Here is a 12,511-nt window from a genome sequence, read left to right as displayed (position 1 = left end):
ATGCTCCTGAACAAGCTCGAGGGCACAGCAAACTGCTCCACCAAGTGTACTACAGCGACCCCACCGTTTTGACCGTAGGAAACCACGCGTTATCCACATACGGAAGCCCGGGGATCGATCCAGGGGGCGTTCGGCAGAAGGCTTGGTCCATGACGTTTTTGAAGGCCCTGATGGCCGCTGTTGCCGCCCTGACCGTCGTGGCGACCACTGCCATGACGCCTGCGCCGGTCAACCCACGCTGGAGTTGGCCCCTCTCCCCCAAACCTGCCGTGCTGCGAACGTTCGACCCGCCGGACAAGCCCTGGCTCAGCGGGCATCGGGGTGTTGATTTAGGGCCAACGCCCGACGGCGGCCCGGTCACCGCGCCGTCGGATGGCGTGGTGACCTTTGTCGGCGTCGTGGTTGACCGTCCTGTAGTGACCATCGATCACGGCGATGGCCTCAAGAGCAGCTTCGAGCCGGTGAGCAGTGAACTCAAAGCCGGTGACACCGTGCGCAAGGGTCAGGTTATGGGCACCGTAGAGCCCGGTCACTGCAACAGCGCCGCATGCCTTCATTGGGGCGTGCGGCGCGGCGAGGACTATGTCAATCCCCTGGGTCTCGTGGAGGACATGCGGCCATCCGTCCTGTTGCCGCTGCACTGATCGCCGCCGAAGATGGGTCCCCGCCACGCAGCAAGCGTCTTAGACGATGGCAGAAACGCCCGTAATGGCACGGCCGGTCACCAAAGTGTTGATCTCATGCGTGCCCTCGTAGGAGTAGATGGCCTCCGCATCGGAGAAGATCTTGGCCATTCCGTAGTCCGTAACGATTCCGTTGCCGCCCAGGATGCTGCGTCCCAGCGCAACGCTTTCGCGCATGCGTGCCGTAGTGAAGGCCTTCGCCAGAGCCGACTGCTCGTCCTTGGCCACACCCGCGTCTTCGAGTTGGGCCAGGCGAACCATCATGCCCATGGAGGCTACGGTGTTTCCGAGAATCTGGACCAACTGGTTCTGCACCAACTGGAACGCCGCCAGCGGCCGCCCGAATTGCTGACGCTCCACGGCGTAACTGCGGGCGACATCGAAGGCAGCCATCTGCAGCCCCACAGCCTGCCAGGCCACAGCCAGACGGGTCACCTTGAGCACCTTGTTGGTATCACGGAAGCTGTTGCCGTTGGCAAGCTTGAAGAAGTCCGGCACCACCACGTTGTCCAGAACGATATCCGCGTTCTGGACCGTACGCAGGGAGATCTTGTTCTCGATCTTGCTGGCCGAGTAGCCCGGAAGTGCGGTGTCCACCAGGAACGCCTTGACCTGGTTGTCCTCCACGTCCTTGGCGTAGATGACCACCCAGTCGGAGAACGTGGCATTGCCGATCCAGCGCTTGGCGCCGTTGAGAATCCAGGTGTCGCCGTCCCGCTTGGCGGTGGTGCGCGTTCCACCAGCGACGTCGGAGCCACCCAGGGGCTCGGTCAGTCCGAAGGCGCCGATCTTCTTCAGGGAGTAAATGTCCGGCAGCCAGGCATCCTTCTGCTCCTGCGACGCCAGGGCCTCAATCGAGCCCGTGAAGAGCCCGTCGTGGACACCCATGAACGTGGCGATCGAAGCGTCAGCACGGGTCACTTCTGCGTGGAGCATGCCGGCGAACAGGTTGGAGTACCCCTGACGCCGAACCGGGCTGACGAGATCCAGTTCGCCAAGCTTGGGGATGAGGTCCATGGGGAACTCGCCACGGTTCCAGCAATCCACGGCAATGGGCTTGACTTCGCGGGTGAGGAATTCGCGGACTTCCGCCAGACGGTCCTGCTCTTTTCCTGTCAGCATCTGCTCGAAGGCGTAGAAGTCGCCGTCGGCATACGGGAGGTTGGTGGCGTCGAATGCAGCGTTGGACATATTCGCTCCTTCAAGGGTGGTCGCCTGCGACCACATCAGGTCCGGAAGAACTGCACAGCCTCGATGGGAAACGGTGCAGCCAAGGTACCGGCAGGTAGTAAGTTACTGCTCAGTAACATACCGCACGTTCTACGGTCCCCGCAATGGAGGGCATCCCATTCCCGGTCACCAATGCACTGTTCCCACGCGACCGTTCTGTAACGTCGGTTGTGATGCGCCGCACTCAACTGGGGGACTTTCCGATGATCAATCCACGACGCGAGGCGATTCTGGTCCGTAGCCGCCACCACAAAGGTCTTGATGACAAGACCTCTGAGGTGGTGGAGTACCGTGCCGACGGCGCCTTCGTGCGGCTGACCTTTGGTTCCGGAAAGAGCTACAAGTACTCAGCGGAAAACGTCATCATCCTGCGGAATCCGGCGTCGACAAACCTTGGGCGCCAGGACACGGTGACCATTCGGGGCAGGCTGCTTGACGGCGTTACAGAGGTTCTCCGCTTCGAGTCGCCCCAGGGAACATGGTGGCGTGTTTTTCACGCGGCTGGTTCGGGAATCGGGTATCAAAGTTGTCAGGACACTGAGATAGCCATCGCCCGGCCGTCCGATGAAGAACTAAAGGCCCAAGCAGTCCTTGATTACTGGCGGGATGTGTCGTCGAAGCTGCGGGAGGATGACCCACTCCGCCGGCAGTATGAGAATTTTCGGAACATCCCGAAAGGAAGCGCGCTGGAACTTTACCTCCAGGGTCAGTCCATTGATTCCGCAGGGCAGGATCAACAGCACCCCATCCTGCCCTTCCCCTCTAACATCAGCCAACGTGAGGCCCTGCTGAAGGGCTTCAGCCACCGAATCTCCGTGATCGACGGTCCGCCCGGAACAGGAAAGACGCAAACCATACTCAACGTCGTCGCCAACATTGTCGCCGTTCCGGGCAAGACGGTTGGAGTCGTCTCCTTCAATAACGCCGCAGTTGAGAATGTTCGCGACAAACTCGTGCAAGAAGGTGTGGGCTACATCGTGGCGGACCTTCGACGCAAGGAGAAAATGGACGAATTCTTCGCCCGTCAGGAAAGCAGAAATGCCGATGTCGATCGCTTCCTCAGCAGACCCCGCCACGAAGCGCCTCCAGCGGAGCAGGTAGCTGCCCTCGACAAACGCTTGCGCGGCTTACAGGAGACGGCCCTGCAGCTGGCGCAGTGGAAGCAGGAGTTGGAAGCGTTCAAACTCGAGAGGCGCCATTTCTTCCTTCACGCGACCCACCCTGACTCCGATGGACTGAGCGCAGTACCGACCCTGCCCGGCTCGTCCCGCCGCATCCTCGAATTTCTGGCCGAGACGTCCTCCGTCCCTCAGGATGAGGGTCCGCTGCGCAGGTTCTTCAGACGCATGGGACTTCGACTGCGATACGGGGCACTGGGCAAAGCGAACAGCAGCGACACTGATGTTGTCCTGGGTCTGCAGGGCGCCTATTACCATAAGAAAATCGCAGAGCTGGGGCGCCTCATTGATAGAGGGAATGAGATTCTGGCTGCCGAGGACTACCCGGCTCTGGAAGAGGACCATCAGCTGGCCTCCAGGCAACGGCTCGACGCGGCACTCCATCTTCGATATGCCCGGAAGCGGAGAAGGACCTACACGGAAAGCAGTTACAAGACTGCCTTCGCAGAATTCACCTCCGACTATCCGGTAGTACTCAGCACCTGCCACTCCTTGCGAAGAAACGTTCCCACGGGAACGCTCCTGGATTACTTGATCATCGACGAAGCGTCCCAGGTTGATCTGCTCGCTGCCGGTCTGGCGCTCTCATGTGCCCGGAACGTCATCGTTGTGGGCGACCTGCAGCAGCTCCAACACATCACCGACGAAAAAGCCTCAAGGAACGCCTTGAAAGCACCGTCACCAAACGTCGATTACACGCTGCACAACATTCTGTCCTCGATGATCGGGCAATTCGGGGCCGACCTTCCGCGCACCATGCTCCGGGAGCACTACCGGTGCGATCCTGCGATCATCGACTATTGCAACAGGAAGTTCTACGGCGGGCAACTCGTTCCCTATACCACCGGCGACGCTGAGGGCCGCCGGCCTCTCGTCGTAGTCCGTACTGCTGCCGGGAACCACATGCGTCAGCACCTCAGTGGTGGCCGAACCAACCAGCGCGAGGCAGACGTCATTGCCAAGGAAGTACTCGACCAGTTCTGTTCAGGCATTCCTGACCACGACATCGGCGTGGTCACACCCTATCGGCGGCAAGTGGACAAGGTCACAGAGGCACTGCTCAATAACATCCAGGCCGATACAGTCCACAAGTTTCAGGGGCGGCAAAAGTCCGTAATCATCATGAGCACTGTCCTGGACGAAACGAACAGCGGGCAATCTGGCATTGGCTTTGTGGACGACCCCCATTTGGTCAATGTCGCAGTTTCCCGCGCAGTGAAGCGGTTCGTGCTGGTAACCAACCATGAGATGCTTCCAACAAGTCGCCACCTTCGGGATCTGGTTCACTTCATCCGATACCGAAACCCGGACGATGGTGTTTTTGACAGCAGTGTGTTGTCTGTCTTCGACCTCTTGTACACGGAGTATTCGACTCTTTTGAGGCCCTTTGCCAGCAGGGTCCGGGGCACCTCACAGTTCCCCTCGGAAAACATCGTATGGACGCTGCTGACTGAACTGATCGGGGATGAGCCTTTCAGCGACTTGGCCATAGCTCCGCAGGTCGTGCTGAGGAGCCTGCTGCCGGACCTGTCGATGCTCACGCCCGACCAGCATTCCTACGTCCAAAACCGCGCAACTTTGGACTTTGTGGTCTACAACCGCATCAGCAACATTCCCGTTCTTGCCGTTGAGGTGGATGGTTATGCGTTCCATGAGAACAATCCGATGCAGCGCGCGCGGGATGCACTCAAAGACGCCATCTGCCGCGCCCACAAGATCCGCCTCGTGCGTTTGCCCACCACGGGCAGTGGCGAGGAAGCACGCCTTCGCCACGAGTTGTCAGCCGCTCTTAGCGACCAGTGACAGCAAGAGCCGTGGCCGACGATGGATCATCGGCCACGGCTCCTGCATGAAATGTAGGGCTACTCGGACTTGAACCGAGGACCTTAGGATTAGCAGACGGCTGATTTCGTCGTCATTCGTCATCACCCGTCATGCTCTAGAACTCGGGGAACATGAGCCAATCCCCCTCCCCTGAATACTCGTTAGATATCGTTGCAAATCGTTGTTTCCGGTGGGTAAGTGGTGGGCGGTTAGCTGCTGTCATCGGCTGGCTCGTGGCTGGCGTTCCCGCCAGCGGTCAACGTCGGCCCAGGGAATCCGCAGTGGTGAGTTCCGTTTCCCGCTCCCGGACTTGTAGGCGTTTGGGAACTCCCCCGAACGGGCCATGGTGCGGACAGTGACTGGGTGATACTGCAGGTACTCGGCCACCTGCGCCACGGTTGCATCCCCGCGTTGAGTTTCATTGGGCGTCATGGTTTGAGAACCTACCCACTTCAACTCCCATGCCTGCGCATTTACTACTGCTTGGGTGAGGTTACCCAACATTCCCTCCCTCATATCCCTCATGTTCCCCACAGAGGCCCGCCTAGCCGTTAGCGGCCTTTCCGGTAGCGTCGTGCGTTCGCGTCGGCATCAGATACGACGGTGCCGGCAACGACACGGATTGTGTTGCGCAGTTCCTGGCCGTCGAGCAAGACCTGAACGTGGGTGTCCCCAATATTTACGGACGTGCCCAGCCCGGCAGACTGAGCACCAGCACCGCTGTAAGAGAGGGCTGAACCATAGCCGGCGGCCATGGACTTCGACGGCGCCTGATAAGCGGTGAAGACGTCATCCAGGTTCAGGCCATCGTTCACAGCCCTCAACCAGTGATCGTTGCGGTCCGACTGGACCCCGTTGATGATCCACTCCTGACCCTGCAAACCAACCGGTTTCCCGTTCACAAGACCAAGCACGTTGTCTTTCGACATGTCAGAAGGTCGAGGAAACGGGACACGGCCACCAGACCTGAACCCAGGCAGATCACTAATCCGGCCACCCGTAGCGTTACCCAGAACCTGCTCCGGACCACCATTAGGCACCGCGCCAGGATTGATATTCGACTCGTAGTTCCGCTGGATTCGCTCAATCGTGTTGATCGTGACCGTTGACACCTTGCCGTCCAAAGCATCAGCCGCGGTCTTGACGCCGTTGAGCTTCGCCATGGAATCGGCGTAGTTCTGAATCGCCGTCGCGATGGGAACATCCTTGGGGATGCCCAACGCTGCACGGGCCAGATCATCAGCCTTCGCTTCAGAGGCGCCGAAGGCCCGTGCCGTGTCATACAGGGACTGATAGGTACTGCCAAGCTTGCTTTGCAGGTCAGCTTGGGTCGCGCCGTTATTCGCCATGGCCTCTGTTGTTGAGATGGCTTTCTGAGCCACGTCACCAAACACGGCACTGGCCGCACGGCCGGCCTCTGAAGTCAGATCGAAACTTCCAGTCGCAGCATCCAAAACCGCGTTACCAGCCGTCTGGGATGCGTTGACTTCATCGATCTTCGCCTTCAGTTCGTCCAAGGCAAGCTGATAGGCGGACTCGGCGTCCCGTGCGGAAAGGGTTGCAAGGCCAGCCGCGAACATCTTGTCCATCAGCTTGGATAGTGACTCGATGGCTCCCAGAGCGGATAGGCCCAGATCATTGAGGCGTTCTTTCGCTTCCTCCGTGGCTTGGGCCTGCACCTCAGCAGCCTTGGCGTTCTGCTCCTGTGACGCAGTGGCAGCCGCCATCCGGTCAGGGATCTTACCTACAGCAAGTTCCAGCAACTCATGCGGTTCCAGCGAAACACCGGCCGCCTGCCCAATTTGCATAAGAGCGTCCCGGTAACCGGGCATCTTATCCAGGGCGTCCTTCGCGGTCTTGCCGTTCCGCTCGAACTCATCGGACAGGAGCTTGAAGGACTTCGCAGCGGACGCAGCACCACCCGTGGAAGCGACGTTGCCCAGCGTCTCCCCGAAGCTCTTGAGGCGGTCTTCGAGCTGTCCAAGCTCGCTCTTCTGACCCCACATGCCTGTGAAGCCGTCGAAGAACTGATTGACGTCCTTCTCCCAGCCCTGCAGCCCGCTCAACCCGGTCTTATTCAGACGGGCAACAGCGTCAGCCATGCCATTGACGTTCTGCACAGTGTCCATACCAAAGGCTTTGCCATACCCCTGGAACACTGAATCCAGGTCCGAAGCCTTGGCTTTCTGCCCAGCTTCGGAGACCTTCATCATGGCGTTGGCGAATTCCGTGGTGCTCTTCGTCTTGCTCTCAGTGAAGATGCTGCCAGCCACTTGCAGGGCACCAAAGGCGATCACAGCACCGCCGGCGGCCTTGGCGATTCTGCCGAGCGTGCCAGGGATCTTGCCGCCCTCAGTTCCGAGGTTCCGGAACGCTGAGACGGTATCGATTGCGGCCGGGGCTACCTTAAGGAATGCCCCGCCCACGAGTGCAGCACCGCCAACAACACCAGCCATGGTGGCGATCAGGCTGAGCATTTCGGGGTCAATGCCGCCGATGGCGTCAACAAGGTCCTCAGCGCTCTGCACAATGCCGCGCAAGGCCGTGGCTGCCCCGGACCCGCCCTTGATCAGGACGGTGTCGAAGGAACCACCAAGCTTCTCAAGATCACCTGCAAGGTTGTCCTGCTTGATCGCGGCCGTGGAGGCTGCGAACCCGGCGTCGTTGACCTTGTTGGTCCATTCGGTGATTCCTTCTGAGCCCTGTTCGTACAGAACGTTCGCGGCACGGACAGCGTCCGAACCGAAGATGATCTCCATGGCAGCGGACCGGGCCTCTGGGGTGAGGTCCTTCATGGAGTTCTGCAGGACACCAGCGAACTTCGACAGGCCAATGAACTGGCCCTGCGAGTCGTACGCGGAGATCCCAAGTTCGTTCATTTTGCTGGCAGCGGCGGCAGAGTTCGGCGTGAGACCCTGCAACATTGTCTTGAAGGACGTACCAGCATCGGAGCCAATGAGACCGGCCGAAGCGAAAGCAGCGAGACCACCAGTGGTTTCCTCGATAGACAGTCCGGTAGCGGAAGCCACCAGGCCACCCTGCTTCAGTGCCATGCCCAGGTCCTCAACAGAACCCTGAGCCTTACCAGCACCAGCAGCCAAAAGGTCAGCCACATGGGGGAGCTGATCACCCTTGAGCTTGAACTGGGTCATGGCCGTGGCCGCCAACTCAGCAGCACCAGCCACATCCATGGAACCCGCAGCAGCCAGCGACAGTGCACCGTCCAGGCCACCATTGAGGATGTCCGCAGTGGACACACCAGCCTTCGCCAGTTCCGTGATCGCGTCCGCAGCTTCCTTCGCGGAGAACGACGTGTCAGCTCCGGCCTTCACAGCAGCGCCGCGAAGCTGGTCCATGTCACCAGCGGAGGCGTGGGTGGCTGCCCTGACCTCTGACATGGCCTTGTCGAACTCTGCATACTTGGCGATGGCCAGGCCAACGCCTACAGACACGGCGGCACCGAAGCCTAGTAGCGAGTTACCAGCGGTGGACCATGACTGCTCATGCTGTTTCGCGGAGGACACCAGCTTGCCGAGCCCTGTCGTGGCTCGGTCCCCCGATTCAGAGACAGCACGCCCGGTACGGGCCGCGGCCTCTGCGGCTTGGTCCATCTGGCGGCGGAAGTCTCCGATTTCAGCTCGGATTCTTACGACGACGGAACGTTCAGACATGGTTCTCCTTTGGAAAAAACGGTTTAAGGTTTTGTTTGGAGACTATGTCGGCCCCTGTTGTCAGGGTTTCCGGGCTTCCGGGGACGGAAGGGATTCGGCGGCCCATACCGGTCAGGAGGTGAGTCCGCTAAGGGCCTGTTCTAAGGTCGCACCGCTTGGCCGCCTTGTTATCCGGGAAATTCTTGGCAATCGGCGTGGAGACTACTCCTGTTCCACCGTTTACCCACCGGATTAGCGCCTAAGAGCGGCAAGAGGTGTGACGGTCATCGAGTCACGCCACTGACCGTTTTGAGTCCGGGTCGTCAGGCCCTGCCACTGGATCTTTCCGGACTGCAACAAAGACAGGCGTTCCTTGCCCATGATCGCCAGTTGTGATTCTGCCTCCAGGTTGTCGAACCATTCACGGGCATCCGGGAAGGCGTCCACGGGTTCTGTCATTCCAGTGAAGCCAAGCTCAGCCCAAGACTTTGTCTGCGGAAGCCGAGCACACCTGCCTTGGTGGTGATCAATCGGGCCAGGCTCCGATGCTGGATGCATCGTGCCGTGATTGGCCAAGCAGCTTGGGCACGTCCGGGCATTGAGGGCCGCGTGCCATCGCCAGCCGTCGAGGATGTCGGTGTTGTCTTTGTCAGCCATCTGGGAACCGACGCGATGCATGTCCAGGACTTCTGTGCGGGCTATCGTCATGGCCCTGGTAAGTCCACCGTTGAACCGTCCCTCAGCTCGTTTTACGATGCGCTGCGCGGTCTTGCGGGGGTTATTTCCCAAGGCTATCCCCCTGATGAGCTCAGATTTCATGAGGCGAACGACATCCGCCGGCAAGGGCCGCGTGTCTTTGTGGATCTGCTCGAGTGTCCTGTTGACCATAGCGTCGACGGATCGTGGGTTGAGGCGGTCTGTCACGATGCTGATCTGCCCGGCCGGCAATTGGGATTGGATCATGGCGATCTGGGAGGCGCGGCCGTCCTCTGCGATTGCCGCCAGGTCCGGGCCGACAGTTTCACCAATTTTGCCTGCGAGTTCTTCCAAGCGCTGGGTAGCCAGCTCCAGTGTTAACGCGAGGCGCTTGCTACGCGCCAAAGCCCCGCGGGAGATCGAGCCATCCGTGGCCACCAAAGCCAGTTCCAGAATGGCTGTTTCAAACTCCGGGCCCAGTTCGTCCCACACCCCTACCCACGCAGCCACGAGGGCAGTCAGGTGGCCGTCAGAGATGCGCTGTAGCGCGTCCTTTGCATCGGCAGAGAGCCTGAGCGTTTCGGGGGTGATCGTCATATGACTAGCATCATGGGAGTGGAAGCTGGACCGCTTCCAGACTTCCGTCATCGGAAAGGCTGGCCAGATGATTGAATCAATTCATGATTCTTGAAGTAGTCCAGGTGGAACTTGTAGGCGACGAGTGGTGGGAGAAGGCTCTCCCCATCCTCGCAATTATTGTCTCAGTCGGAACACTTCTCTGGACGATGCAGACACGCTACAGCGACAAGGCCCGACTCAAAGTCATGGCAACCTCATTCACTCTCTTGGGGAACAGCCTCTACGGGCCAGATCCAGACCGGCAGGAGTGGCATGTTGCGCTAGACGTCACCAACGTGGGGCTGGTCGGATCGACGGTTGTCCACGGCGTGAAGTTCAAGCTCCCAAACCGAACATATCTACAGTCCGCTCAGAGTTATGGGACCCAAGTCATGCTTCCCAAGACGCTCGCGCCTGGCGAGAGCTTTACCTATGCATTCAACGTCCACGAGCTGGCCGCCGAGCTGGTTCGGCATGGCTTCCGCGCCGACCAAATAGTCCCAATGGCGACGTCCGGACATAGGCCTTATAAGGGAAAGTGGGTCAAGGCCGGCCTCACGATTCTTGAGAATGCAGTTCGGGCCAAGTCACCCAAGGACCCTGCTGCATAGGGCCCTGCTAACAGATGGTTCTCAGTCCCCTGCGGCGAATTCCGCGTCAGGCTGGGCGTATGACGCCAAGATATGACCATTAGACGGGGCCGTCCACCGCTTACCCACCGCTATATTCCAGGCAGGCGTCCCGGCTACTGGTCAAAGTAGTCCAAAGCGGCTTCGATCTCCTGCGTTTTAGTGGGGCAGAAATAGGCGTTCGTCAGTCGGACTACGTCCACTCCCCCGCCTGAGTCCGGCGTTCCACCGCCGATGCTGCGGACGGCAATGCCAAGTCCGATGCTGTCTTGCTCGCAGATCCTTTCCTTCATAAAGGCTGTGTAGCTCTTCATGTTGTCTGGCTTGATTCCGAGTTTTGTTATGTCTGCTGCGTAGGAGCCGCTGGTGGCTATCGCCGTGGGCGTTGGGGTAGGCGTAGTCGTCGCTCTGGCGGGCGTGGTCTGGGTACCTGTTGGGGAGGGTGTCGTGGTTGTTGGTGGCACCGCTTCAGGCGTGTTGGCCGAACAGCCTGCCAGGCAAAGCCCTGCCATCACAGCGACAGTTAGAAATGACTTCTTCATGAATCCCCCAAATTCAATGCGCCGGCCCAGAATGGCAGGCGTTGGGGGTCAGCATATCCATTTGTGTCAGCCCTCACCTATAGCGTTGCGGTGTCGGTAACCTCCGACGCCGCCAAACCATGGGGAGCACTACATGAGCAACGACTATTCAACGGCGTGGGACGCCCTCGCGGAAACCATTGGAGCCGCCAAGGGCCAAAGTTCGGGGAGCATCACCGACATTGAGCATCTTGACACTGACCAGCGGCTGAAGGTCGTAGAGATCGCTGCGTTGCTATCCATCGCTCAAGAGATATCAGCCCTGAATCCTCAGAACACGAGCTCCCGCGATGCAGATGGCAATGAGGTAAACGGTTGGGGAATCGTGACAAAGAAGGCCAAACCTAAGCCAGGGAAACTATCAGTGTCCTAAATGCGACGCCCGCCCCGTCTCCCGGGAGACGGGGCGGACCGCTGGTCTGGCTAGTTGTCGTAGTAGAACGGGTCGACCGCGTAGAGTCGGCTGCCCTTTACCGGGATTTTCTTGACGAAGACGTGAGTTCCCTGGACGACGGCGCCGTTCGACTCGCCCACCTCCCAGACTTCCTCGACCTCAAAGAAATCCTTTGGTGCGCCCTCATAGGGGTACAGCCGGTCGCCCACCCGGGGGATGTAGCGGGCTTCTTCGGTCTGCCATTCGTCGCCGGCGTCCGTGTGGAAATTTACGATGAACCTCGGTGAGTCAGTCATCCCGCCATCGTAGCCTTGAAGCCGGGGCGCAGTGCTCAGGTGGGGCCTCGGATAAGCAGCCTACGAGGATGTTTCCCGTTGTCTGCTAAGCCACAGTTCTGAGTTCCCCGGGCTGAATCCCGTGTCGGGCCGGGCGATATTGGATGCGGATCGCCTATCTGTGGCAACCATCCACCGTTTACCCACCGCTAATCCGGCATCCAATATGGAAAATGATGTTGGCTATTGAAGGTCCTGCCACCTATTGGGCATCCTCCGCGGAGTGCGATCCGCTGTCCACATTGATTTCATGAGATCGAAACCCTCTTGTGGAGTTATTGTGTAGCTGCTGACGAGATGCTGGACTGTGTCGAATGTGTCCCAAGTGAGGATGCCCTGCTGCGTGCCGAAGTCGTAGGCCGCATTGTCATCTGTTATCCATGTGGAGCCCGCGAAGTCGCTGTCGTTGTGGATCAAGTAACAAGTCTCCGCCTCGCCTAGGTGCTCCAGCGGCTTGTCTGAACTTCCACCGAACCAACCAAGCCTTATCCGCTCGATGCGGTCAGCTTCGAAGACTTCGATAGGTTCACCCATAGCCCCGCTTTCAAGGATTCCGTTCAAAGCGGGCAGGTGCCTAGCCGAAGATGTAGCTTCAAAATGTACTGCCTGCGTCCAACGGCCATTGCCACTTAGAAACTCGGTCAGTAGGGCAACACGATCAACCGCGGCATAGTTACAAAGGACAGTGTTGTC

11 protein-coding genes are annotated in these 12,511 nt (G+C 59.3%); 4 read left to right on the top strand and 7 right to left on the bottom strand.

Going from position 1 to position 12,511, the window contains the following annotated elements:
* The first annotated feature begins 149 nt into the window (after window positions 1–149).
* Complete coding sequence (locus tag LDN70_RS07345; protein WP_223942188.1) at window positions 150–644, top strand: M23 family metallopeptidase; 495 nt, start codon at window positions 150–152, stop codon at window positions 642–644.
* Between the two features lie 39 nt (window positions 645–683).
* On the opposite strand, the gene LDN70_RS07340 is transcribed toward LDN70_RS07345, so the two are convergent.
* Window positions 684–1,874, bottom strand: a complete 1,191-nt coding sequence (locus tag LDN70_RS07340; protein ID WP_223942187.1) for an acyl-CoA dehydrogenase family protein — start codon at window positions 1,872–1,874, stop codon at window positions 684–686.
* A 242-nt stretch (window positions 1,875–2,116) separates the two neighbouring features.
* On the opposite strand from LDN70_RS07340, the gene LDN70_RS07335 reads away from it, so the two are divergent.
* Window positions 2,117–4,894, top strand: coding sequence for an AAA domain-containing protein (locus tag LDN70_RS07335; protein WP_223942186.1), 2,778 nt, complete (start codon window positions 2,117–2,119; stop codon window positions 4,892–4,894).
* A 240-nt stretch (window positions 4,895–5,134) separates the two neighbouring features.
* Here the strand turns inward: LDN70_RS07335 and LDN70_RS07330 are convergent, their stop codons facing one another.
* The 3 genes from LDN70_RS07330 to LDN70_RS07320 form a co-directional block, all read right to left on the bottom strand.
* Window positions 5,135–5,347 (bottom strand): helix-turn-helix domain-containing protein, encoded by a 213-nt coding sequence (locus LDN70_RS07330; RefSeq protein ID WP_223942185.1) that lies wholly within the window; start codon window positions 5,345–5,347, stop codon window positions 5,135–5,137.
* Window positions 5,348–5,466: 119 nt separating this feature from the next.
* Window positions 5,467–8,586, bottom strand: coding sequence for a phage tail tape measure protein (locus LDN70_RS07325; RefSeq protein ID WP_223942184.1), 3,120 nt, complete (start codon window positions 8,584–8,586; stop codon window positions 5,467–5,469).
* A gap of 231 nt (window positions 8,587–8,817) precedes the next feature.
* Window positions 8,818–9,858, bottom strand: a complete 1,041-nt coding sequence (locus LDN70_RS07320; RefSeq protein ID WP_223942183.1) for a phage minor head protein — start codon at window positions 9,856–9,858, stop codon at window positions 8,818–8,820.
* Between the two features lie 83 nt (window positions 9,859–9,941).
* Between LDN70_RS07320 and LDN70_RS07315 the strand changes: the two genes are divergently transcribed.
* Window positions 9,942–10,490 carry a hypothetical protein gene (locus tag LDN70_RS07315; RefSeq protein WP_223942182.1) on the top strand — a complete coding sequence of 183 codons (549 nt, stop codon included), beginning with the start codon at window positions 9,942–9,944 and terminating at the stop codon, window positions 10,488–10,490.
* Window positions 10,491–10,624: 134 nt separating this feature from the next.
* Here the strand turns inward: LDN70_RS07315 and LDN70_RS07310 are convergent, their stop codons facing one another.
* Window positions 10,625–10,822, bottom strand: a complete 198-nt coding sequence (locus tag LDN70_RS07310) for a hypothetical protein (protein ID WP_223942181.1) — start codon at window positions 10,820–10,822, stop codon at window positions 10,625–10,627.
* 361 nt (window positions 10,823–11,183) lie between these two features.
* Between LDN70_RS07310 and LDN70_RS07305 the strand changes: the two genes are divergently transcribed.
* On the top strand, window positions 11,184–11,462 hold the full coding sequence (locus tag LDN70_RS07305) for a hypothetical protein (RefSeq protein WP_223942180.1): 279 nt from the start codon (window positions 11,184–11,186) through the stop codon (window positions 11,460–11,462).
* Between the two features lie 50 nt (window positions 11,463–11,512).
* Here the strand turns inward: LDN70_RS07305 and LDN70_RS07300 are convergent, their stop codons facing one another.
* Window positions 11,513–11,779: a hypothetical protein gene (locus LDN70_RS07300; protein WP_223942179.1), complete on the bottom strand. Its 267-nt coding sequence runs from the start codon at window positions 11,777–11,779 to the stop codon at window positions 11,513–11,515.
* A gap of 222 nt (window positions 11,780–12,001) precedes the next feature.
* On the bottom strand, window positions 12,002–12,379 hold the full coding sequence (locus LDN70_RS07295; protein ID WP_223942178.1) for a hypothetical protein: 378 nt from the start codon (window positions 12,377–12,379) through the stop codon (window positions 12,002–12,004).
* Window positions 12,380–12,511 lie beyond the last annotated feature (132 nt).

The organism is Arthrobacter sp. StoSoilB22 (assembly GCF_019977315.1).
Lineage (GTDB): Bacteria > Actinomycetota > Actinomycetes > Actinomycetales > Micrococcaceae > Arthrobacter.
The sequence above is the reverse complement of the archived record's forward strand: the minus strand, read 5'-3'. Positions and strand labels throughout refer to the sequence as shown.

Excerpts from the sequence above, each read along its gene's own strand:
- LDN70_RS07300 (WP_223942179.1), bottom strand. The coding sequence starts at position 11,779 with ATGACTGACTCACCGAGGTTCATCGTAAATTTCCACACGGACGCCGGC.
- LDN70_RS07315 (WP_223942182.1), top strand. The coding sequence starts at position 9,942 with ATGATTCTTGAAGTAGTCCAGGTGGAACTTGTAGGCGACGAGTGGTGG.
- LDN70_RS07335 (WP_223942186.1), top strand. The coding sequence starts at position 2,117 with ATGATCAATCCACGACGCGAGGCGATTCTGGTCCGTAGCCGCCACCAC.
- LDN70_RS07340 (WP_223942187.1), bottom strand. The coding sequence starts at position 1,874 with ATGTCCAACGCTGCATTCGACGCCACCAACCTCCCGTATGCCGACGGC.
- LDN70_RS07325 (WP_223942184.1), bottom strand. The coding sequence starts at position 8,586 with ATGTCTGAACGTTCCGTCGTCGTAAGAATCCGAGCTGAAATCGGAGAC.
- LDN70_RS07345 (WP_223942188.1), top strand. The coding sequence starts at position 150 with ATGACGTTTTTGAAGGCCCTGATGGCCGCTGTTGCCGCCCTGACCGTC.
- LDN70_RS07330 (WP_223942185.1), bottom strand. The coding sequence starts at position 5,347 with ATGACGCCCAATGAAACTCAACGCGGGGATGCAACCGTGGCGCAGGTG.
- LDN70_RS07305 (WP_223942180.1), top strand. The coding sequence starts at position 11,184 with ATGAGCAACGACTATTCAACGGCGTGGGACGCCCTCGCGGAAACCATT.
- LDN70_RS07320 (WP_223942183.1), bottom strand. The coding sequence starts at position 9,858 with ATGACGATCACCCCCGAAACGCTCAGGCTCTCTGCCGATGCAAAGGAC.
- LDN70_RS07310 (WP_223942181.1), bottom strand. The coding sequence starts at position 10,822 with ATGAAGAGCTACACAGCCTTTATGAAGGAAAGGATCTGCGAGCAAGAC.